This is a genomic window from Rhizobium sp. CC-YZS058, from assembly GCF_034720595.1.
In the GTDB taxonomy this organism is placed as follows: domain Bacteria; phylum Pseudomonadota; class Alphaproteobacteria; order Rhizobiales; family Rhizobiaceae; genus Ferranicluibacter.
In genome coordinates this window covers 3,327,060-3,347,649 of record NZ_JAYESJ010000001.1, presented here as the reverse complement: position 1 = coordinate 3,347,649, position 20,590 = coordinate 3,327,060, and the positions used below count along the sequence as shown (strand labels likewise).

Sequence of the window (20,590 nt, the reverse complement as noted above, 5' to 3'; positions counted from 1 at the left end):
CGGCGGGCCGTATCGTATGGCAAAAACAGGCGGCGCTCCGAAAAGGGCCGCTGAGCCGCATCCAGCCGCCCTCCGTTTTCCGGCGGGCGGCCTTCGCATGGCATCGAGGTCCTGTCGTGACGGTCTATCTGCCGATTGCCGAATTGTCGGTCAATATTCTCATCATCCTCGGCATGGGCGCCGCGGTCGGCTTCCTGTCGGGCATGTTCGGCGTCGGCGGCGGCTTCCTCATCACCCCGCTGCTGATCTTCTACAACATTCCGCCGGTCGTGGCCGTGGCCACCGGGGCCAACCAGGTCGTGGCCTCGTCGATCTCCGGCGCCATCACCCATTTCCGCCGCGGCACGATCGATATCAAGCTCGGCTGCGTCCTGCTTGTCGGTGGTCTTCTGGGCGCCACCGTCGGCATCTGGATCTTCGGGCTCCTGCGCCGGCTCGGCCAGCTCGATCTCGTGATTTCGCTCGCCTACGTCCTGCTGCTCGGCACGGTCGGCACGCTGATGCTGATCGAAAGCCTGCGGGCCATGCGCCGTGCCAAGCGCAACGAGCCGCTGTCGCTGCGCCGGCCCGGCCATCATGGCTGGGTTCACCGGCTGCCCTTGAAGATGCGGTTCAAGAAGTCGAAGATCTATCTGAGCGTCATTCCCGTCGCCGGCCTCGGCTTCTGCATCGGCGTGCTGACCTCGGTCATGGGGGTCGGCGGTGGCTTCATCATGGTTCCGGCCATGATCTACCTCCTGCGCATCCCCACCAATGTCGTCGTCGGCACCTCGCTCTTCCAGATCATCTTCGTCTCCGCTTATACGGTGATCGTCCAGGCAAGCGCCAACCGCTCGGTCGATATCGTGCTCGCTTTCGTGCTGATGATCGCCGGCGTGATCGGCGCGCAATATGGCGTGCGCGTCGGCCAGAAGCTGCGCGGCGAGCAGCTGCGGGCGCTTCTGGCCCTGCTGGTGCTGGCCGTCGGCCTGCGCCTCGCCATCGAGCTCGTTCTGCCGCCGGAGGATATCTATTCCATCGTCTCCGCCAGTGGAGGCTTCTGATGCGCCGGTTTCTGCTCTCGTTCTTGACCAGCCTCGCGCTCTCGCTCCCCGCTCTGGCGCAGCAGGCGCCGGCGGAGTTTCCCGAAAAGCTCGATATCGGCATCTCCACCAACGAGATCGCCATCACCTCCGATTTTCGTGGCGCGGACCTGACGATCTTCGGCGCGATCGACGGATTCGACGGCAATCTGCTCGCCCAGGGCAAGTACGATATCGTCGTCTCCCTGGAAGGTCCGAAGGAAAGCGCGACGGTGCGCAAGAAGACCCGCGTCTTCGGCATTTGGATCAACACCCGCGCGATGACCTTCGAGCTGGTGCCGGAATCCTATTCCGTCTCTTCCACGCGCGATATCGAGGCGATCGCGCCGGCCGAGGAGATGAACAATATGGGCATCGGCGTTTCGCATCTGACGCTGACGCCGATCGGCTTCATCGGCGATGGCAGCGGCGTGACCGAGTTCCGCGAGGCCTTCCGCCGGCTGCGGGAGACGAGCGGGGTCTATCAGCGCGATTCGGGCGGCGTGCAGTTCATCAGCGCCAGCCTGTTCAAGGCCTCGGTGCGCCTGCCGGCCGATGTGCCGAACGGCACCCATGTGGTGCGGGCCTTTCTCTTCCGCGATGGCACCTTCGTTGCCGCCAAGGCACTGCCGCTCCGCGTGGTCAAGACGGGGCTCGAGGCGGCGATCACCCAGGCCGCGCAGGAGAAGCCGCTGCTCTATGGCGTCATCGCCGTGCTGCTCGCCATCATCACCGGTTGGACCGCCAGCCTGATCTTCCGCCGCGACTGACCAAGGCTTTGACAGGGCGGCGAAACAGGTTATCTCGGCAGGCAGCCCGGCCGCTTGCGCGAAAGGGATCGAGGAGACCGAGATGAAGCCGATTTTCGTTCAGCTGCAATGCACCCCCGGCCAGACCTATGCGGTGGCCGATGCGATCTACAAGAAGGAGATCGTTTCGGAAATGTATTCGACGAGCGGCGAGTACGATCTGCTGATCAAGATCTACATCGAGGAAGGCCAGGATGTCGGCAAGTTCATCAATGATCACATCGCCACGGTGGCGGGCATCAGCCGCTCGCTGACCACGCTGACCTTCAACGCCTTCTGACGGACCGGGAATGGCGGACCAGCCTCAGGGCCGCAGGCCCGCGACCGGACGGCTCCTGGTCTTCGCGGCCGTGATCGCCGCCCAGGTGGCTGGTGCGCTCCTTGCTCATCTGCTGCCCTTCGAGGACCGCAGGGCGACATTGCTGGCGCAGGGGCTGATTGCCGCCGGCTTGACGGCCGGGTTCCGCCTGCCGCGGATCTGGCTCCCGGTCCAGATCCTCATGCCTTTCCTCGTCGTCTACGGTATCCAGCTGCCGGCCTGGGTCTTTCTCGCGGCCTTCGTGCTGACCCTGCTCATTTCCTGGAACAGCGCCGGCGAGCGCGTGCCGCTCTACCTCACGAATGCCACAACGGCGGCCGCGCTGGGGGAGCTGGCGGAGGAGGCCGGCGCGCGAAAGCTGGTCGATCTCGGCAGCGGGCTCGGCAGCGTTGTCCTGCCGCTCGCCCGGCGCGGCCCGCATCTCTTCGCGACCGGCATCGAGAACGCCCCGCTGCCCTATCTCGCTTCCCGGATCAGGCTGTCGGTCTCCGGCCTCGCCAATGCGCGGTTCCAGCGCCTCAGCCTCTGGAAGGCCGATCTTTCGGCCTATGACTTCGTCTACTGCTTCCTTTCGCCCGTGCCGATGCCGAAGCTCTTTGAGAAGGCGCGGGCGGAGATGCGGCCGGGGTCGCTTTTCGTCAGCAACAGCTTTCCCGTGCCGGACCAGACGCCGGAGCGCATCGTGCAGGTGGACGATGCACGGCAGACGAGGCTCTATCTCTATCGGATGTGAGGGTCGTTCCGGCCTGCCTCGTCAGGCAAGCAGCCGGTCGAAGCGGACGGAGTAGATCCGGTCGCGCCCGAGCATGTGGGCCATCAGCCGCGCCTGTTCGAAAAGGCCGGAAAAGGCGCGGTGCGCCAGGTCCATGCCGCCGGTGGTGACGCCGAAGGCCGGCATGACGAGCCGGGCGCCATCGGTCGCGAAGCAGGCGCGCCGAACCAGCGTCTCGCGCCGGCGGACGGTGGCGGCCGGATGCAGATGTCCGGCGATCTCGCCGGCGGCAGTGCCGGCTTCCGGCTCATGGCGGAAGGTCAGGCCGTTCAGCCGCAGCATCTCGAGTGACTGGCCGGGCAGGCCGGCCGGCGCCTCCGGGTCATGGTTGCCGGTGATCCAGATCCATTCGCGCCCGCGCGCCATGGTCTCGATCATGGCGCGGAAGGGGGCAGGCATATGGGCCGCGCCCTTGCGGTCGTGAAAGGCGTCGCCGAGACTGATCACCACCTTCGGATCGTGTCTGGCGATCAGCACTTCGAGCAGCTTCAGCGTCATCAGCGTATCATAGGGCGGCAGCATCATGCCGCGGCGGGCAAAGGCGGAGCCCTTTTCCAGATGCAGATCGGACACGATCAGCACCTTGTCCTCCGGCAGGTACAGCCCGCCCAGGGGATCGCACACGGCCTCGACGCCGTTGACGGTGATCCGCTCGGGAAGCGTGGGCGGCGTTTCGCCGAGGCGGCGAAGGGCATGGGACAGTCGGCTCATGGTCTCGTTCGGTCTTCGTCTTTCGCGCCGGACCGAAGTTTCGGTGGCCGGTCAGTCTGTGCCCATCGCCTCCGAGATCAGCTCGTCCGCGGCTCCCGCCAGCAGCAGATCCTGCGACTGGCCGGGCACCGCCTCGCGGCCGATCTCCAGCATGATCGGCACGGCCAGCGGCGACACCCGCGTCAGCGGCAAGTGGGTGATGTGGCTCTTGATTCGCACCAGCATATCGCCAAGCCGGCCGATATCCAAAAGCCCTGTTGCCGCATCGTTGCGCGTCGCTTCCAGAAGGATGTGGTCCGGCTCATGGCTGCGCAACACGTCGTAAATAAGGTCGCTCGACACGGTGACCTGCCGGCCGGTCTTCTCCTTGCCGGGATGGCGCGGCTCGATCAGGCCGGCAATGATCGCGCAGTTGCGGAAGGTGCGCTTCAAAAGAAAGCTCTCGTCGAGCCAGGCTTCCAGATCGTCGCCCAGCATGTCCTCGTCGAAGAGTTCGCCGAGCGAGGGCTGCCCGGCGGCAAAGGCCGCGCCGAGATCCTCCATGGCCCAGATCGCCAGCGAATAATCGGTGGCGACGAATCCCATGGGCTGCAGCCCGGCCCGGTCCATGCGGCGGGTGAGCAGCATGCCGAGCGTCTGGTGCGCCAGCCGCCCCTCGAAGGCATAGGCCACCATGAAGAAGCGGTTGCCGCGCGGAAAGGTCTCGACCAGCAGCTCGTCCTCGCGCGGCAGCATGGACACATCGCGCTGCACGGCCAGCCAGTCGCGCACCTGATCGGGCAGGTCGCCATGGGCTTCGGGATCGGCCAGCATGCGCCGCACGCGGCTGGCGAGGTAGGTGGAGAGCGGAAACTTGCCGCCGGCATAGGAGGGGATCTTCGGGTCCATCTGATAGCCCTGCGTCACCAGGCACTCGCTTTCGCGGATGCCTTCGAAGCGCAGCACCTTGCCGCCGAAGAGAAACGTATCGCCGGGAGAAAGCATTTCGAGGAAGAACTCCTCGACCTTGCCGAGCGTCAGCCCGCCGCGGCCGAGCATGGAGCGCCGACTGCCGCTGACGAGCCGGACATTGAGCATGGGCGATTCGATGATCGTCCCGACATTCAGCCGATATTGCTGCGCCACCTTGCCGTTCGAAACCCGCCAGAGCCCGTCTTCCGTCTTGCGGATCCGGGCGTAGCGCTCATAGGTGCGCAGCGCATAGCCGCCGGTGGCGATGAAATCGATGATGCGCTCGAAGGTCTCCCATTCAAGCGCGCGATAGGGCGAGGCGCTGGTGATCTCATCGAACAGGAGCAGCGGATCGAAAGGGGCGGCGCAGGCCATGCCGAGCACGTGCTGGGCGAGCACATCCAGCGCCCCGCGTCCCACAGGCGGCGTGTCCTGGGCGCCGAGATAATTGGCATCGAGCGCCGCCTGGCATTCCATCACCTCGAATCGATTGCCCGGCACCAGGATCGCCTGGCTCGGCTCGTCCATGCGGTGATTGGCCCGGCCGATGCGCTGGGCCAGACGCGAGGCGCCCTTCGGCGCGCCGACATGGATCACGAGATCGACATCGCCCCAGTCGATGCCGAGATCGAGCGTCGAGGTGGCCACGACCGCGCGCAGGCGGTTTTCCGCCATCGCCGCCTCCACCTTGCGCCGCTGGCCGGCATCGAGCGAACCGTGATGCAGCGCGATCGGCAGGCTGTCCTCGTTGATCGTCCAGAGCTCCTGGAAAAGCAGTTCCGCCTGGTTCCTCGTGTTGACGAAGAGCAGCGCCGTCTTGTGCCGCTTGATCGCCTCATAGACCTCGGCCATGGCATAGCGCGCAGAATGTCCGGACCAGGGCACGCGCCCATCGCTCTTCAGGATCGAGATCTCCGGCTTGGCGCCGCCTTCGACGAGGATCACGCCGGCATGGCGCTCCTCCTCCGGCGTCTGCGACACCAGCCAGCGCTGCAGGTCCATGGGGTCGGCGACTGTCGCCGAAAGGCCGATCGTGGTCAGGTCCGGCGCGAGCTTGCGCAGCCGTGCCAGGCCCAGGGCCAGGAGATGCCCGCGCTTGGAGGTCACCAGCGAATGCAGCTCGTCGAAGATGACGAATTTCAGGTCCTTGAAGAAGCGCTCGGCCTCGCCGTTGGCGATCAGCAGTGCCACCTGCTCGGGCGTCGTCAGCAGAATATCCGGCGGGTTCACCTTCTGGCGCTGGCGCTTGGCCTGCGGCGTGTCGCCGGTGCGGTTCTCGATGCGGATCGGCAGGCCCATCTCGCTGACGGGCTTCATCAGATTGCGCTCGATATCGACCGCGAGCGCCTTCAAGGGCGAGATATAGAGCGTGTGGATGCCGCGAAAGCCGCTGCCGGGCGGCACCTTGCCGCGCTCGGCGAGCGCCGTCAGCGCCGGCAGGAAGCCGGCCAGCGTCTTGCCGGCGCCGGTCGGCGCAATCAGCAACATGCTTTCCCCGGCCCGCGTCCGGCTCAAAAGGTCGAGCTGATGGGCACGCGGCTGCCAGCCCTTGTCCGCGAACCAGCGCAGGAACGGCGGTGGAAGGACAAGCGGGCCGGATGTGCCGGCGGGGGGAGGTGCGGAAAGCTGGTTCACGTCCTCAATGTAGCCTCGCCGCGGCGAATTTGAAGATCATCGGCCGCGCAGTGCCGGCTGCTTTCGAACGCTAGCGCACCGGCGCCGGGCTCTCGCGGAACCTTCCGCACGAGGCACCGTTCTCACCTCACTGTCACAACCGGAAGAACGGAAGGAGACGACGATGGACAAGGCACAGCCGAAGGCCGCGGAAAACGATATCCTGCAGGAGCCGGCAGAGGGCGATCGCGCCACGATCGACCGTGAACTGGCGCGCCAGGAGAGTGGCGCCGCCAAGGGTGAGTCCAAGGAAAAGAGCGCCGTGGGCAAGGCGATGGACGAGGCCGCGCCGCAGACCGGCGTGCGCCCGGGCCCTTGATGGATTACGAAAAAATGTCGTGCCTTAGCGGTTCCGAAAGGAGTAATATGGTTTGGGTGTCCTTCGAAACGGGAAGGGTGTGATCATGAGCTTCACGGAAAAAGAACGGGTCGAGAGCGCGGCTCCCGCCGAGCTCGCGCAGATCGGCCTTGGCACAGGGGTGGCAGCGGAGCGCCGGCCCGGTCTCAGCCTTGCCGAGGCCTACAGCCTGCCGGCCATGCCCGCCGAGCTTTGCGCGGCTGACATCCGTCGGTTGCGGCTTGAAGGACGGCGCGCGGCCTTCGAGGGACGCTCCATGGCCCGTTGCCCCTATGGACTGGCCGATCAGGCGCGGCGCAAGGCCTGGCTCTCCGGCTTCGGCGGTGAACGCTGAGAAGGACAGGTTTCTCGATCAGGCGTTGGTCTGCAGGGTAAACGTTGAACGGCGCGGACCCTTGCCCCGCAGGGTCAGCGCCCGAAACGGGCAGGCGAGAAGGGTTCAGTATCGGCAAAAGCTGGCTTGCCCGTCACGAGATCGGCCAGCAGCCGTCCGCTGACGGGCCCGAGCGTCAGCCCGTGATGGGCGTGGCCGAAATCGCACCAGAGACCATCTTGACCGGGAACGGCGCCGATCACCGGCTTCATGTCCGGCAAGCAGGGGCGAAAGCCCAGCCAAGGCTGCGCCTCCACCGGCGGCCCAAGGTCGAGCAGGCCGCGCGCTGCCGTCTCGCAGGCGGAGAGCTGGATGGCGTTGGCGGCACGATCGAACGAGGCGAATTCGATGCCGGTCGTCAGCCTGAGACCTTGCCGCATCGGCGCCAGCACATAGCCGGCCTCCTCGTCCACCACCGGCCGATCCGGCATGCCGCTCGCCGCCTGGCGATAATGGCGATGATAGCCGCGCTTGGCGGCCATCGGGATCCTGAGATTGAAGCGGGCGAGCAGCGTGGCGGACTGCGCCCCCAGCGCCACGACCACGTCACGCGCCCCGACACTCCCCTCCGACGTCTCGACGAGCCAGAGTTCTCCCTCGCGGCGCAGGCTCTCTGCCGAACCGATCGCAATCTGTCCGCCCTCACGGGTGAAGAGCCCGGCATAGGCGGTGGTCAGGGCAAGCGGGTCTTCCACCGTCAGCGGATCGCGCCAGTGAACGGCGCCGGCGATCGATGCTCCCGCATGGAAGGCCGGCTCCAGGGTCAGGAAGGCTGCGCGGTCGAGCACGGAAACGGCAAGTCCGTGGGAGGATCGCAGCGCCTCGGCTTCTTTCGCCGCCAGGGCAAAGGCGGCGGGATCCTTGTAGAGCGACACCCAGCCGCCGGCCCGCATCAGTCCTTCCGCGCCGGCGCGACGGGCGAGCGCCTTGTGTTCGTCGATCGAAGCCTCGATCAGCGGAAGCAGCGCCCTGGCGGAAGCCTCCAGAGCGTTCGGGGCCGAAGCCTGCCAGTAGCGCAGCAGGAAAGGCGCGATCTTCGGCAGATAGGACCAGTCATAGCGCACGTCCGATCGCCGGTTCATTCCATAGGCAAGAAGTGCGGAGAGCTTGCGCGGGAAGGCATAGGGAACGACCGAGGAGCGCTCGATCAGCCCCGCATTGCCATAGCTCGTGCCGTGGCCGGGTGCCGCGCGATCGAGGAGGAGGACCGAGCGCCCGCGGTCCTGGAGATGAAGCGCAGCGCTGACGCCGACAATTCCGGCACCAAGAACAAGACAATCGACGGTCACCATTCATTTCACCATGCGAGTCCGCCGCAGCTGGGGGCCAGGCGGCGCGAATGCAAAAGCCGGAGCGCAGGCGACTGCACTCCGGCGGAGGGTTCGGCAGACCGGCAGGCCGGTCAACGGATCAATAGATGTCGAAGGGGAAATACTTCTTGTTGATCTTGGCATAGGTGCCGTTCTTGACGATCGCGTCGATCGCGGCGTTGAACTTTTCCTTCAACGGATCGCCCTTGCGCAGACCGATGCCGACTTCCGTCTGCGTGCCGGGAACATCGCCCAGAAGCTTGCAGCAGTCCTTACCGTCCTTGTTCAGCCAGTCGACGAGAACGAACTTGTCGACGATCAGCGCGTCCAGACGGCCGTTCTGCAGGTCGGCGGTGGCTTCGTCGTTGCTCGGGTAGAGCTTCACCTCGGCGCCGGCCTTGCCATAGTGGTCCTCGGCATAATCGGCCTGGGTGGTGGAGCCCTGTGCGCCGATCGTGTGGCCTTTCATGTCCTCCGGCGTCAGCCCGGTCACCGCGCTGTCCTTCATCACGCCGACCGAAAGCGGCTGCGAATAATATTTGTTGGTGAAGTCGATCTGCTTCTTGCGTTCCTCGGTGATCGACATCGAGGCGACGATCGCGTCGAACTTCTTGGCGGTCAGAGCCGGGATCATGCCGTCCCATTCCTGGGAGACGATCGTGCACTTGGCCTTCATTTCCTCGCAGAGCGCATTGGCGATATCGACGTCCATGCCCTTCAGCGTGCCGTCCGTATCGGCATAGTTGAAGGGCGGGTAGGCACCTTCGGTCGCGATGGTGATCGTGTCTTCGGCCCGGGCGAGGCCGGTCGCGGCCAGTATCAGGCCAGCGGTCATCAGGATCGTCTTCACGCGCATTCCCCTTGTTCCTTCTTTTTAAGCCGTCGTCGGCCAGTGCAGCCTAACGCAGTCGCTGCGGCGCACAAGACGCAGAATGTAGGGGACGGGGTTCGACGTGCGGCAAGATGCCTGCCGGGGCCGCTCGCATCGCGCCTGCGCGGCGGGGACGAGGCTCAAAGAGCGATGTAGCGGTCGGCGCGGTGGTTGATCGTCAGGAAGAGATTGAGCGCCACGGCGCCCAGCACCGAATAGAGCACGATCGGCGGCGTGGTGACGAAGAAGGCGGCGGCGAGCACGCAGAGATCGATGGCAAGCTGCACGAGCCCGGCGCGGATGCCGAAGCGCTCCTGCAGGTAGATGCCGAGAATGCCGACGCCGCCGAGGCTTGCGCGATGGCGATAGAGCGCCAGCAATCCATAGCCGAGCAGCAACCCGCCAAGCAGCGCCGCCCAGCCGGGATGAATGGAGGAGATGACGAGGAAGCGCGACTGCAGGTCGGCGATCAGGGAGGTCAGCGCGATGGCCGCGAAGGTCTTGAGCGTGAAGGCGAGCCCCAGCCGTTTCAGCGAAAGATAGAAGAACGGCAGGTTGAGCAGGAAGAAGGAGAGGCCGAAATTGACGCCGAAGGCATAATGGAGAAGGAAGGCGACGCCCGCCGTGCTGCCGGTCAAAAGGCCGGCACTTGCCAGCAGGTAGAGGCCGAGCGCGGAGACGAGGCTGCCCGTCAGCACGCCTTGCACGTCTTCGAGAGGGGAATGCCGGGTGGCGTTGCTGTTCCACACGCCGAGAGCGGTCATCAGGGTCATGGCGCAAACTCCGCAAGAGAAAGGCGAGCGAGGGCGAGCGCCGGTGAGCCGGCGCGGCGTCAAGAAGTATTTCGATGACGTCTGGCGGGGAGAAGGGGGAAGCCCGAGCCGCTCCGACCCCTTCAAGATCAGGCTTTTCGCCCTGTTCGGCAAGCAAAATATGTAAGGATTGCTGACCTATTCCAACTTCGCAGCAATGTTGCGCTCACGGGTCACGCTGCGCAACGAACAGGATGCCGAAGATGGGGTTTCCGGCATCTTTGCGAATGGCCCTTCGCTCCAAAGTCACGATGCGGAAGCCGTACTGTGCGCAAAGCGATCGAATGTAGGCTTCCGAATGGGCGTAGCGCAGCGAGGGGCGCAGCACGACATCGCCATCCTCGCCCGCATCTTCCACGGAGAAGGCGAGCAGCCCTCCCGCTCGGACCAGGCGCGGAAGCAGGGCGAAGGGGGCCTTGAGATCGCCGAGATACATCAGCACGTCGGCCGCCGAGGCGAGATCGGCCCGCCCTTCGGCCAGCGCGCTGTTGAAAAGGCCCGAGGTTTCGGCGGGCAGGGAAAGGTCGGCCTGGCCAAGATGGTCGTAGAGCCCCTTCTCGGTCGCTTTTGCCAGCATGCCGGCAGAAAGGTCGAAGCCCTCCAGCCGCTTGACCGCCGTGCGGATCTCGGACCCGAACAGGCCCGTGCCGCAACCGAGATCGACCGCGAGTGGGAGAGGGCGCTCCGGCATGAGCGGCAGGACGAGGGCGGCCAGCGCCTGCGGCACGGTATACTCCAGCCGCTCCACGAGCGCCGTGTCGAACCGATCGGCATAATCGTCGAAAAGGCGGGCCACATAGGCGCTCGGCACCGGCGCCGGCGCCTCCTCCTGGCGCAGCACGGCCCGCTTCAGCCCGGCGCCGAACAGATCGTCCGGGCTCAAGGCCAGAACCGTGTCGAGAGCGGCGATCGCCGCCTCTTTCCGGCCGGATTTCTCCTCATAGTCGGCGAGCCGGAACCAGCCGGCCGCCCAGCCGGGCGCAAGCTCCAGCGCCTGGCGCACGAGATCCGCAGCGCCGGCATGGTCGCCGGCGTCCGCCAGCATCAGGGCATATTCGGCACGGCGGTCGGCAAGCAGATCGCCGGAGCTGAGCTGATGCGGGGTCATATGCGGGGTCCTTGAAAGCGGAGGGCCTTGGGGCAAGCGCAGATAGGGTCCGCAGCCGGCGAAAATCAAGCGGGCACCGGCCCCCTGTGAGTACGAGCCGCTTGCGGCGCAAAAAGTTTGGCCGCACAAGGCGGTGGAAGAACGAGAAAGGAAGAAGGGGCCGATGGCCGAAGGTCTGAACAGGTTTCTGGGCGATTCGCCGTTTCGGGTGATCGTCAAGCTGGTGATCGTGTCGATCATCGTCGGGTTCGTCATGACCTTCTTCGGCTGGACGCCCTATGAGATCTTCGACGGCGTGCGCTACTTCCTCCTCGATCTCTGGCATTCGGGGTTCGACGCGCTGGGCGCCGTCGGCGATTATCTGGTCATCGGTGCCGTGGTCGTCATCCCGGTCTTCTTCATCCTGCGCCTCTTGAGCTTCCGGCGCTGAGATGGACGGGGTTTCCATGACGAGCCGCCGCACCTTCCTGGCGGGCACCGCCGCCCTGTCGCTTGCCGCGCTTGCCGGCTGCACCACGACCGAAGTGCTTGGACCGCCAGGCTCGGGCAGCGACGAAACGGAAGCGGTGCTCGGCCTCGTCAATCAGCTGCGCCGCAGCCGCGGGCTCGGGCCCCTGTCCCGTGACCCGGCAGCGGCCAAGGCGGCGCTCTCGCAGGCCGATCGCATGGCCAAGGCCGGCAAGATGGCGCATCTGATCGGGCTGACCGACAGTTTCCTCAACCGGATGAAGAGCCAGGGAGTTTCCCTGCCGGCTGCGGAGAACATCGCCGTCGGCCAGGCCGACGCCGCCAAGGCCTATGATGCCTGGTTCCGTTCGCCCAAACATCTCGAAAACATGCTGGGGCCGCGCTACACCGGCCTCGGCGTGGCCGTGATGCGCAATCCGAAATCGGGCAATCATCCCTATTGGGCCATGGTGCTTTCCACGCCGCCGGTGCTCTCGGCCGGCGGTTGATCGCCCTATCAGCAAAACTCATTGGACGCGCCGGGGCGAAGCGGGTTTGGTAAGCGCAACGCCTGACTGACCGCGTTGACGGTCTCACACCGGACATTTCCATGCGCATCGAGAGCGACACCGCGCCCGCCGGCGAAGCCCGCCACGCGGGCGGCCCCTTTCTCGTCACCAACCGGCTGATCCTGTCGATCGCGGTGCCGATGACGCTCGGCTTCCTGACCACGCCGCTGCTCGGCCTCGTCGATACGGCGGTTATCGGCCATTTGGGCGATGCGATCCTGCTGGCGGGCCTGGCCGTCGGCGCCGTCATCTTCGACCTCATTTTCACCACCTTCAACTTCCTGCGCTCGGCCACGACCGGCCTCGTCGCCCAGGCCTATGGGCGCGGCGACCAAGTGGAGGAGCAGGCGGTGTTCTGGCGCTCGCTCGTCATCGCGCTCGGCTCCGGCCTGGTGCTGGCGCTTGCCTCGCCATTGCTGCTGTGGCTGGGGCTGCTGGTGCTTTCGCCGGGGCCGGAGGTGGAGGCGGTCACGCGCACCTATTTCTTCTGGCGCATCGTGGCGGCACCCGCTTCGCTCGCCAATTATGCGATCCTTGGCTATGTGCTCGGCCGCGGGCAGGGCACGCTCGGCCTCGTGCTCCAGACGCTGATCAACGGCGTCAACATCGTGCTGTCGATCACGCTTGGCCTCGTGCTCGGCTGGGGCGTGGCGGGTGTCGCCATCGCCACCATGACCGGCGAGATCGCCGGGGCGCTGATCGGGTTCACCCTCGTCTTCTCGCGGTTCGACCGGCGGTTCCGCCCGCCGCTGGCGCGCCTGCGCGATCCGGCACGGTTGCGGCTGCTGTTCAGCCTCAACCGCGACATCATGATCCGCTCCTTCGTCCTGCTGGCGACCTTCCTGCTCATGACCCGCGTCGGCACCGGCTTCGGCCCGGTCACGTTGGCCGCCAATGCGGTACTGATGACGATCTTCATGGTCGCCGGCTATTATCTGGACGGGCTCGCCAACGCGGCCGAGCAACTGACGGGACGGGCCATCGGCGCGCGCTATCGCCCCGCCTTCGACCGGGCGCTGAAGATGACGGCGGTGTGGTCCTTCGCGCTCGCCGCGCTGACGACGCTGATCTTCTTCCTGATCGGCACCTTTGTGGTGGAAACGCTGACGACGGCCGAGGATGTGCGGGCGGTGGCCACGCTCTACCTGCCCTGGGCGGCCATCACCGCGCTCACCGGAGCGCTCGCCTTCCTGATGGATGGCGTCTTCATCGGCGCCACCTGGTCGCGCGACATGCGCAACATGATGATCGCCGCCTTCCTCGTCTATCTGGCAGCCATTGCGGTGCTGGTCCCGGCTTTCGGCAATCACGGCCTCTGGGCAGCGCTCAACCTGTTTCTTGTCTGCCGCGGGCTCTTCCTGCTCCGGCTGGTCCCGCGCCGTGCGGCTCAGGCTTTCGCGGCCCAGTGATCGGTCTGGCTGTTGCGCAGCTCGCGGATCGAGGTGAGGCCACGCGCGTCGCACAGCTTGGAAAGGCCGCGCACGATCCGGCCGGGCAGGCTCGGTCCTTGATAGACCATTCCGGAATAGAGCTGCACGAGATCGGCGCCGGCTTCGATCTTGGCCACCGCTGTCTCAAGATTGTGAACCCCGCCGACGCCGATGATCGGCAGGCCGGGTCCCAGGCGCCGGCGCATCTTGGCAAGCACGATGGTGGAGGCCGCAAACAGCGGCTTGCCGGAAAGCCCGCCCGCTTCGCCGGCCTGCCGGACGTCGCGGAGCCCGTCCCGCGACAGCGTGGTGTTGGACACGATCAGCCCGTCGAGCGGATGGGCCAGCGCTTCGGCTGCAATATCGTCCATGCCCTCTTCGCTGAGGTCCGGGGCGATCTTCAGGAACACCGGAACCTTGCGCGCGCCGGCACCCACCTCCCCATCGCGCGCGGCGAGAACGGCCGAGAGCAGGGCGCCCAGGCTCTCGCGGGCCTGCAGGTCGCGCAAGCCGGGCGTGTTGGGCGAGGAGATGTTGACCGTGAAATAGCTGGCGACACCGGCAAAGGTGCGGATCCCCTGCACGTAATCGTCGATCCGGTCGGCCGAATCCTTGTTGGCGCCGATATTGACGCCGATCAGCCCGCCGCGCGTGCAGGCCTTCAGCCGCTCCAGCGCCGGGGCATGACCCTCATTGTTGAAACCCAGCCGGTTGATCACCGCCTCGTCGGCAACGAGGCGGAAGATGCGCGGCTTCGGATTGCCGGCCTGCGGCTTCGGCGTCAGCGTGCCGACTTCGGTAAAGCCGAAACCGAGCTTCAGCAGGGCTTCCGGCACTTCGGCATTCTTGTCGTAGCCGGCGGCAAGGCCGATCGGGTTCGGGAAGGCGAGGCCGGCGATGGTCTGGCGCAGGCGCGGATCGGCCGGCGCCGGCGCGCCGGGCACCAGCCCGGTCTTCAGCGCCTTGATCGACAGGCCATGGGCCTGTTCCGGATCGGTCAGGAACAGGGCCTTGCGGGCAATCTCGTCGATCCGGATCCTCATGCGAGCGGCTCGGGAAAACGATGCGTGCCATCGGGTGCGCGCGGCAGGGGATGCGCGCTCAGCACGGCGGAAACCGGCATCGGCCCGTAAAGATGCGGAAACAGCGCGCCCCCGCGAGAGGGCTCATAAACCAGCGCCTCGCCCAGCGCATCGCCGTCGATGGCGAGCAGCATCAGGTCGTCCTGTCCGGCGAAGTGACGCCGCGCGGTCTCCTGCACCTGGTCGGCGGTGGAAAAATGGATGAAGCCGTCGGCCTCGTCCACCGGTGCGCCCGTGAACAGGCCGGCCTCACGCGCCGCCGCCCACATCGGCGCGGGGAGAATCTTGTAAACAATGCCGCTCATCATCTGCCCTGCAAGCCTAGGCCCCCGCGCCGGCGCGGTTGCGCGTCTGTCGTGGACTTGCCGCAAATATGCGCAATTGTCCACAACCGACAGGCCATTCTGCCCCTTTCGACAGGAGACGGACCCATGACCCGACACGCTTTTCCCCTCGCAGCCGCCCTGCTGTTCTGCCCAGCCGCGCTTGGCGTCGGCGCTGCGCTCGCCGAAGAGGCGGCACCCGGACGCTATGCGATGCAGCGGGTGGAGGGCGGGATCGCCCGGCTCGATACGCAGACGGGGGAGGTGACGCTCTGCCAGGAGGCTGAGGGCCAGATGACCTGCCGCATGGCGGCCGACGAGAAGACGGCCTACGATCTGGAACTCGATCTTCTGACCAAACGGGTCGAGGCGCTGGAAAAGGCGGCGGAGCCGACGGCCGAGCGTTTCTCGCCGCGCCTGCCGACGCAGGAAGAGATTGACCAGACCATGGGCCTCATGGAAAGAATGATGCGCAGTTTCATGGGGATCGTCCGCGATCTCGACGGTGGGGAGAGGAGCCCCGCCCCAGAGCCCGGAAGCCAGCCCCAGAAAACGTGATGCCCATGGGCCGAGCCTTCGCCGTCACCCTGCCGGGATGATGGCCTCAAGCGCCCAGGGTCTGCTCTTCGTCAGCATGCGTTCTTGGGAGGGAACATCATGACGGACAGGATGACGATCATCGTGGCGGACGATCATCCGCTGTTTCGCGGCGCCATGCGTCAGGCGCTTGCCAGTGCGGCCGAGGGCGCGCTGATCGTGGAGGCCGGCGATTTTTCGGCCGCGCGCGCGGCGGCCGAGGCTCATCCCGAGGCCGATCTTCTTCTACTCGATCTCACCATGCCGGGCGTCAGCGGCCTGTCCGGGCTGATGGCGTTGCGCGCCGAGTTTCCCTCGCTCCCGATCATGGTCGTTTCAGCCCATGACGATGCGTCGACGGTGGAGCGCAGCCTGGCGCTCGGCGCTTGCGGCTTCCTGCCCAAATCGTCGAGCATCGAGGACATCCGCTCAGGGATCGAGACCGTCATGGCCGGCGATGTCCATGCGCCGGAAGGCATCCGCAGAGGCGGGGCGGAGGATGCCGATCTTCGCGGCCTCGTCCAGCGGCTCGCGACCCTGACGCCGCAGCAGTCGCGCGTGCTCTCGATGTTGGCGGAAGGCCTGCTCAACAAGCAGATCGCCTATGAGCTCGGGGTTTCGGAGGCGACGATCAAGGCGCATGTCTCCGCCATCCTTCTCAAGCTCAATGTCGACAGCCGAACGCAGGCGGTGATCCAGCTGGCGCGGCTGACCACCGTTCCCGCCTGAGCGCCCCCTTCATTCGGCCGCGGCGCGCTGCGCGAGAGAAGCCTGGGTCAGCCAGGCGCGCAGGGCGGCGGGGCGCACCGGCTTGTTCTGCAGCGCCACGCCATCCCGTTCCGCGGCAGCCCGCACCTCCGCCGAACGGTCGGCCGTGATCAGCAGAGCCGGGAGGGCGGCGCCGGAGAGGGCGCGCACGGCGGCGATGGCGCTGAGCCCGGTCGCCTGATCGAGATGGTAGTCGGCAACGATCGCATCGGGGCACGCGGCGCGGGCCGCCGCCTCGCCCTCTTCCCGCGATGCCGCCAGCGCCACCTGGCAGCCCCAGTTTTCCAAGAGCACCCGCATGCCGTCGAGAATGGCGGGCTCGTTGTCGATGCACAGCACCCGCAGTCCCGTTAGCGGCGTCGAGGCGGGCAGCGGTTTGGCCGAGCGGCGGCGTGGTGTCGCAACCGCCGTGTCGAGCGGTACGCCGACGCGGAACCGCGTGCCGCGGCCAGGGGTCGACTGCAGCTCCACCGCATGGTGCAGCACGCGCGAGATGCGATCGACGATCGACAGCCCGAGGCCGAGGCCGGAGGCCGTGCGCGCGCCTTCGTCCAGCCGGGCGAACTCCTTGAAGACCGTGCGGAACTTCGAAGCGGGAATGCCGATCCCGGTGTCGTAGACTTCGATCAGTGCCTGGCCACCGCGCCGCCGCACGCCGACGAGCACGCGGCCTTCGGGCGTGTATTTGATCGCGTTCGACACCAGGTTCTGCACCAGCCTGCGCAGGAGATTGGGGTCGGTGCGCACCGAAAGCTGGGTCGGCATCACGGTCAGCCTCAGGCCGCGGGCCCTTGCGACGGGGGCGAAATCCGTTTCGATCCGGCGCAGGAACTCGTTCAGCGGTACGGTCTGCAGCCGCGGTTTCATCGCCCCCGTGTCCAGTCTCGACAGATCGAGCACGGCGCCGAGAATCGTCTCGACCGATTCCAGCGAGGAATCGATGTTGTGAACCAGGGCGCGGTCGTCGGTCTCGCCGAGACGCTCCACCAGGGCGGAGGAATAGAGGCGCGCGGCGTTCAGCGGCTGGAGAATGTCGTGGCCGGCGGCGGCGAAGAACCGGGTCTTGCCATTGTTGGCCTCTTCCGCCGCGGCGCGGGCTTCCGCCACTTCGCGGTTCACCCGGGTCAGTTCCGCCGTGCGCTCGGCCACCCGCGCTTCCAGCGTCTCGTTGGCCTGTTTCAGCGCCATGTCGGCCGCCACGCGCTGGGTGATGTCGGTGCAGGTGGTGACGAGCCCCTTGTCCGGCATGGCATTGCTGCGCACCTCCACGATCCGCTCGCCGCCGCCAAGCGAGAGCTGGAACGGCTTTTCCAGCGTCAGGAAGCTGGTCGAAAGCGGGTCGCTCCCGTCCCGCACCCCGTCGCCGCGGGCTTCGAGAATGGCGACGATCTCGCTCAGGGGCACGCCGACCTGCCCGGTGCTTTCCGGCAGGTCCAGCAGATGGCGGAACCTCCGGTTCCAGATGATCAGCCGGTTGGCACTGTCGAAGACGGCGATCCCTTGGTCCATCTGCGACAGGGCGGTCTGCAGCATGTCTTGGTTATAGTGCAGGGCTTCGCTCGCCTGGTCGAGCAGCCAGGCGGTGTCGGACGAGGCGTCATCCAGCCGCTGCAGCACGAGCGAGAGCACAAGGCGGGCGGAAGAAGACCCGATGGCGCTGCCGAGCAGCTGTTCGGAGAAGGTGACGAGCGCCATGTCGGCGACCTGGTGATCCGCCAGCCGCCGGCCGATGCGGGTCTCGTAGCTGTGGAAGGATCTGAGCATCCGCTCTTCGCCAAGATAGCGCGCGATGGTGGTCTTCAGGTCCGAAACGGTGATCTTGGTCTTGCGGCCGCCAAAGGCGCGTTCGCTGCGCGAGGCCCGGCGGATGAAGATGCCGGCCTGCAGCCTCTCCAAAGGCTTCGGCGCGCGGGAGAGGGAGAAGAGCACGTAAGCGAGCCCGTTGATAATCAGGCTGAGCGCCGTTGCGTTGACCAGCGGATCGGCGCCGGGCCCGGAAAATGTGTCGGCGAAGGGAAAGAGGAAGGAAAGCAGAGCGGCGGCCACGCCCGAATAATCCGGTCCGCCGAGGCTCGGCAGGAAGAGGAGATAGGCCCAGGCAAGAAAGCCGAAGGTCATGCCGGCAATGGCACCCCGGGCATTGGCTTGGCGCCAGACGAGGCCGCCGAACAGCGCCGGCGCCATCTGCGCGATGGCCGCGAAAGAGAGCAGGCCGAGCGACGCGAGCCCTGCAGACATGTCGGCTGCCCGATAATAGGCATAGCCCAGCAGGAGCACGGCGAAAATTGCCCCGCGCCGCACATTGAGCAGCAGCCCCGCCATGTCGCGCGGCACGCCGCGGCCAAGCAGCTTGCGGCGCAGGAAGACCGGCATGACGATGTCGTTGGAGATCATGATCGACAGCGCCACGGAGGCGACGATGACCATGGCGGTAGCGGCCGAGAACCCGCCGATGAAAGCGATCATGGTCAGCGCCGGATTGCCATGGGCAAGCGGCAGGGTCAGGAGATAGAGGTCCGCCACGCCTTCGCCCTTGAAGGTCAGCATGCCGGCCACCGCCACCGGCAGCACGAACAGGTTGATGGCGATCAGGTAGAGCGGGAAGAGCAGGCCGGCGGTTCGCAGTTCCCGGTCGCTGCGGTTTTCCACCACGGTGACGTGGAACTGACGCGGCAGCAGAACGATCGCCACCGAGGAGAGGCCGATCAGCAGGATCCAGCGGGGAAGCGGCGTTTCGTAGGAGACCGCCGCCATGACCTGCGCATCGGCTGCCGCGCGCGCCATCAGATCCGCCGGGCCGTCGAACAGCGCGAAGACGACATAGAGACCGACCGCTACCAGGGCCACCAGCTTGACCACCGATTCCATGGCGATCGCCAGGATCAGCCCGTCCTGGTGCTCGGTCGCGTCGGTGTGGCGCGTCCCGAAAATGATGGCGAAACAGGCGAGAAACAGCGTGACGAGCAGGGGCAGTTCGACGAAGCCCTGCGGACCGGTGATCTGCGCGCCCATCATATGCGCGCCGATGCCGTAGCCGCTGGTATCGACCAGTGCCGCCACGGAGCCCGAGACGGCCTTGAGCTGCAGCGCGATATAGGGAATGGCGCCGACGAGCGAAATCAGCGCGACGATCGCCGCCACGGCCGGGTTCTTGCCGTAGCGCGCGCCGACGAAATCGGCGACCGAGGTCAGCCGCTCGGACTTGGCGAGCGCGATGATCCGGCGGATGACCGGCAGGCCGAGCGTGAACATCAGGATCGGGCCGATATAGATGCCGGTGAACTCCAGCCCGCGTTGCGCCGCCAGGCCGACCCCGCCGAAATAGGTCCAGGAGGTGCAGTAGATCGCCAGGCTCAGCGCATAGACGAGCGGCCTGCCGCCCGCCGCCGTGCGGGCCTTGCGGTCCCCATAGGCCGCGACCGCGAAGAGCAGCAGCAGATAGGCGAAGGCGGTGCCGAAGATCACCGAGCCGGACAGCATGCCCCATCTCCATTGCAAGAGCCCCCTTACCATAGGGGATGCCGGCCGCCTTGAACATTGGCGGCGGGCTGCGTCTTAAGTCGAAGACGGGGCCGGCAGCGACCGCAACTTCTTACAGTCATGCCTACGTAACGCTTCCCTTTCGTGCGCAGCAGGCTAAATTCAACGCAGGGGCGCACACGGGCGCGTCCCATCCGGGGACAGTGGATTTCGCCAGGAGAGTGGGAGCATGTTGAACGAGTTCAAGCAATTTATCGCCAGGGGCAATGTCATGGATCTCGCCGTCGGCGTGATCATCGGCGCGGCCTTCAGCAAGATCGTCGATTCCGTCGTCAACGATCTCGTCATGCCGGTCGTGGGCGCGCTCACCGGCGGCGGGTTCGATTTTTCCAATTATTTCATCGCTCTGACCGGCAATGTCACCGCCACGACACTGGCCGAAGCCCGCAAGCAGGGCGCCATCTTCGCCTACGGCAATTTCGTCACCGTCGCGATCAACTTCGTCATCCTTGCCTGGATCATTTTCCTCATGGTCAAGGCCGTGAACCGGCTGCGCGCCTCGGTGGAGCGGGACAAGGCGCAAGGTAAGCCGGAAGCGGCTCCGCCGCCGGCCGACGTGCTGCTGCTGACGGAGATCCGCGATCTCCTGCGCACCCAGCGCGTCTGACGCGGCTCCATTCATCAGCGGAGCTGATCGACGCGTCAGCACTTGTCGCGTGAACTCCGCCCGCGAAGCGGATAGAAGGCAGGCATGATCACTCACCGGCCGGGTCTCCCCGGCCGGTT

The 20,590-nt window shown here is 66.2% G+C and carries 21 protein-coding genes; 12 read left to right on the top strand and 9 right to left on the bottom strand.

Translation table 11 applies throughout. The features are described 5' to 3' along the window. Positions 1-116 precede the first annotated feature (116 nt). From U8330_RS16040 to U8330_RS16025, 4 genes are all read left to right on the top strand, one after another. The gene (locus U8330_RS16040; protein ID WP_323106248.1) at positions 117-1,043 is read left to right on the top strand and encodes a sulfite exporter TauE/SafE family protein; all 927 of its coding nucleotides are present in this window, start codon (positions 117-119) and stop codon (positions 1,041-1,043) included. Further along, complete coding sequence (locus U8330_RS16035; RefSeq protein WP_323106247.1) at positions 1,043-1,831, top strand: TIGR02186 family protein; 789 nt, start codon at positions 1,043-1,045, stop codon at positions 1,829-1,831. The genes U8330_RS16040 and U8330_RS16035 overlap by 1 nt, the downstream gene beginning before the upstream one ends. An 82-nt stretch (positions 1,832-1,913) precedes the next feature. Then, complete coding sequence (locus U8330_RS16030) at positions 1,914-2,150, top strand: Lrp/AsnC ligand binding domain-containing protein (RefSeq protein ID WP_323106246.1); 237 nt, start codon at positions 1,914-1,916, stop codon at positions 2,148-2,150. 10 nt (positions 2,151-2,160) lie between these two features. Then, positions 2,161-2,922 (top strand): class I SAM-dependent methyltransferase, encoded by a 762-nt coding sequence (locus U8330_RS16025; RefSeq protein WP_323106245.1) that lies wholly within the window; start codon positions 2,161-2,163, stop codon positions 2,920-2,922. Between the two features lie 21 nt (positions 2,923-2,943). On the opposite strand, the gene pdeM is transcribed toward U8330_RS16025, so the two are convergent. Both pdeM and U8330_RS16015 read right to left on the bottom strand, forming a co-directional pair. Then, positions 2,944-3,672, bottom strand: a complete 729-nt coding sequence (gene pdeM, locus U8330_RS16020) for a ligase-associated DNA damage response endonuclease PdeM (protein WP_323106244.1) — start codon at positions 3,670-3,672, stop codon at positions 2,944-2,946. A 51-nt stretch (positions 3,673-3,723) separates the two neighbouring features. Then, positions 3,724-6,258 carry a ligase-associated DNA damage response DEXH box helicase gene (locus U8330_RS16015; RefSeq protein WP_416236870.1) on the bottom strand — a complete coding sequence of 845 codons (2,535 nt, stop codon included), beginning with the start codon at positions 6,256-6,258 and terminating at the stop codon, positions 3,724-3,726. A 163-nt stretch (positions 6,259-6,421) separates the two neighbouring features. On the opposite strand from U8330_RS16015, the gene U8330_RS16010 reads away from it, so the two are divergent. Continuing rightward, the gene (locus U8330_RS16010) at positions 6,422-6,616 is read left to right on the top strand and encodes a hypothetical protein (RefSeq protein WP_323106243.1); all 195 of its coding nucleotides are present in this window, start codon (positions 6,422-6,424) and stop codon (positions 6,614-6,616) included. Positions 6,617-6,701: 85 nt separating this feature from the next. After that, a complete protein-coding gene (locus U8330_RS16005; RefSeq protein ID WP_323106242.1) occupies positions 6,702-6,989 on the top strand; it encodes an Rmf/CrpP family protein in 288 nt (95 codons plus the stop codon). 74 nt (positions 6,990-7,063) lie between these two features. Here U8330_RS16005 and U8330_RS16000 read toward each other — a convergent pair whose 3' ends face one another. From U8330_RS16000 to U8330_RS15985, 4 genes are all read right to left on the bottom strand, one after another. Next, positions 7,064-8,320, bottom strand: a complete 1,257-nt coding sequence (locus tag U8330_RS16000) for an FAD-dependent oxidoreductase (RefSeq protein ID WP_323106241.1) — start codon at positions 8,318-8,320, stop codon at positions 7,064-7,066. Between the two features lie 118 nt (positions 8,321-8,438). Beyond that, complete coding sequence (locus tag U8330_RS15995) at positions 8,439-9,194, bottom strand: ABC transporter substrate-binding protein (protein WP_416236869.1); 756 nt, start codon at positions 9,192-9,194, stop codon at positions 8,439-8,441. A 155-nt stretch (positions 9,195-9,349) separates the two neighbouring features. Continuing rightward, positions 9,350-9,982, bottom strand: coding sequence for a YitT family protein (locus U8330_RS15990; RefSeq protein ID WP_323106240.1), 633 nt, complete (start codon positions 9,980-9,982; stop codon positions 9,350-9,352). A gap of 205 nt (positions 9,983-10,187) precedes the next feature. Continuing rightward, complete coding sequence (locus U8330_RS15985) at positions 10,188-11,129, bottom strand: methyltransferase domain-containing protein (protein WP_323106239.1); 942 nt, start codon at positions 11,127-11,129, stop codon at positions 10,188-10,190. Positions 11,130-11,292: 163 nt separating this feature from the next. Between U8330_RS15985 and U8330_RS15980 the strand changes: the two genes are divergently transcribed. From U8330_RS15980 to U8330_RS15970, 3 genes are all read left to right on the top strand, one after another. Continuing rightward, a complete protein-coding gene (locus tag U8330_RS15980; protein ID WP_323106238.1) occupies positions 11,293-11,559 on the top strand; it encodes a DUF6460 domain-containing protein in 267 nt (88 codons plus the stop codon). Positions 11,560-11,575: 16 nt separating this feature from the next. Beyond that, positions 11,576-12,085 (top strand): CAP domain-containing protein, encoded by a 510-nt coding sequence (locus U8330_RS15975; RefSeq protein ID WP_323106237.1) that lies wholly within the window; start codon positions 11,576-11,578, stop codon positions 12,083-12,085. A gap of 101 nt (positions 12,086-12,186) precedes the next feature. Next, positions 12,187-13,554 (top strand): MATE family efflux transporter, encoded by a 1,368-nt coding sequence (locus U8330_RS15970; RefSeq protein ID WP_323106236.1) that lies wholly within the window; start codon positions 12,187-12,189, stop codon positions 13,552-13,554. Here U8330_RS15970 and U8330_RS15965 read toward each other — a convergent pair. Further along, positions 13,533-14,618 (bottom strand): quinone-dependent dihydroorotate dehydrogenase, encoded by a 1,086-nt coding sequence (locus U8330_RS15965; protein WP_323106235.1) that lies wholly within the window; start codon positions 14,616-14,618, stop codon positions 13,533-13,535. The two genes, U8330_RS15970 and U8330_RS15965, sit on opposite strands and share 22 nt — an antisense overlap. After that, positions 14,615-14,962, bottom strand: coding sequence for a DUF952 domain-containing protein (locus tag U8330_RS15960; RefSeq protein WP_323107321.1), 348 nt, complete (start codon positions 14,960-14,962; stop codon positions 14,615-14,617). The genes U8330_RS15965 and U8330_RS15960 overlap by 4 nt, the downstream gene beginning before the upstream one ends. 126 nt (positions 14,963-15,088) lie before the next feature. Here U8330_RS15960 and U8330_RS15955 point away from each other — a divergent pair, with 126 nt between their 5' ends. Together U8330_RS15955 and U8330_RS15950 are read left to right on the top strand one after the other, a co-directional pair. Next, positions 15,089-15,538 carry a hypothetical protein gene (locus U8330_RS15955; RefSeq protein WP_323106234.1) on the top strand — a complete coding sequence of 150 codons (450 nt, stop codon included), beginning with the start codon at positions 15,089-15,091 and terminating at the stop codon, positions 15,536-15,538. A 99-nt stretch (positions 15,539-15,637) separates the two neighbouring features. Then, entirely contained in the window at positions 15,638-16,285 is a 648-nt protein-coding gene (locus U8330_RS15950) for a response regulator transcription factor (protein WP_323106233.1), read from the top strand. 9 nt (positions 16,286-16,294) lie between these two features. On the opposite strand, the gene U8330_RS15945 is transcribed toward U8330_RS15950, so the two are convergent. Further along, a complete protein-coding gene (locus U8330_RS15945) occupies positions 16,295-19,804 on the bottom strand; it encodes a PAS domain-containing hybrid sensor histidine kinase/response regulator (protein WP_323106232.1) in 3,510 nt (1,169 codons plus the stop codon). A gap of 229 nt (positions 19,805-20,033) precedes the next feature. On the opposite strand from U8330_RS15945, the gene mscL reads away from it, so the two are divergent. Further along, complete coding sequence (gene mscL, locus U8330_RS15940; protein ID WP_323106231.1) at positions 20,034-20,471, top strand: large conductance mechanosensitive channel protein MscL; 438 nt, start codon at positions 20,034-20,036, stop codon at positions 20,469-20,471. Positions 20,472-20,590: the final 119 nt, after the last annotated feature.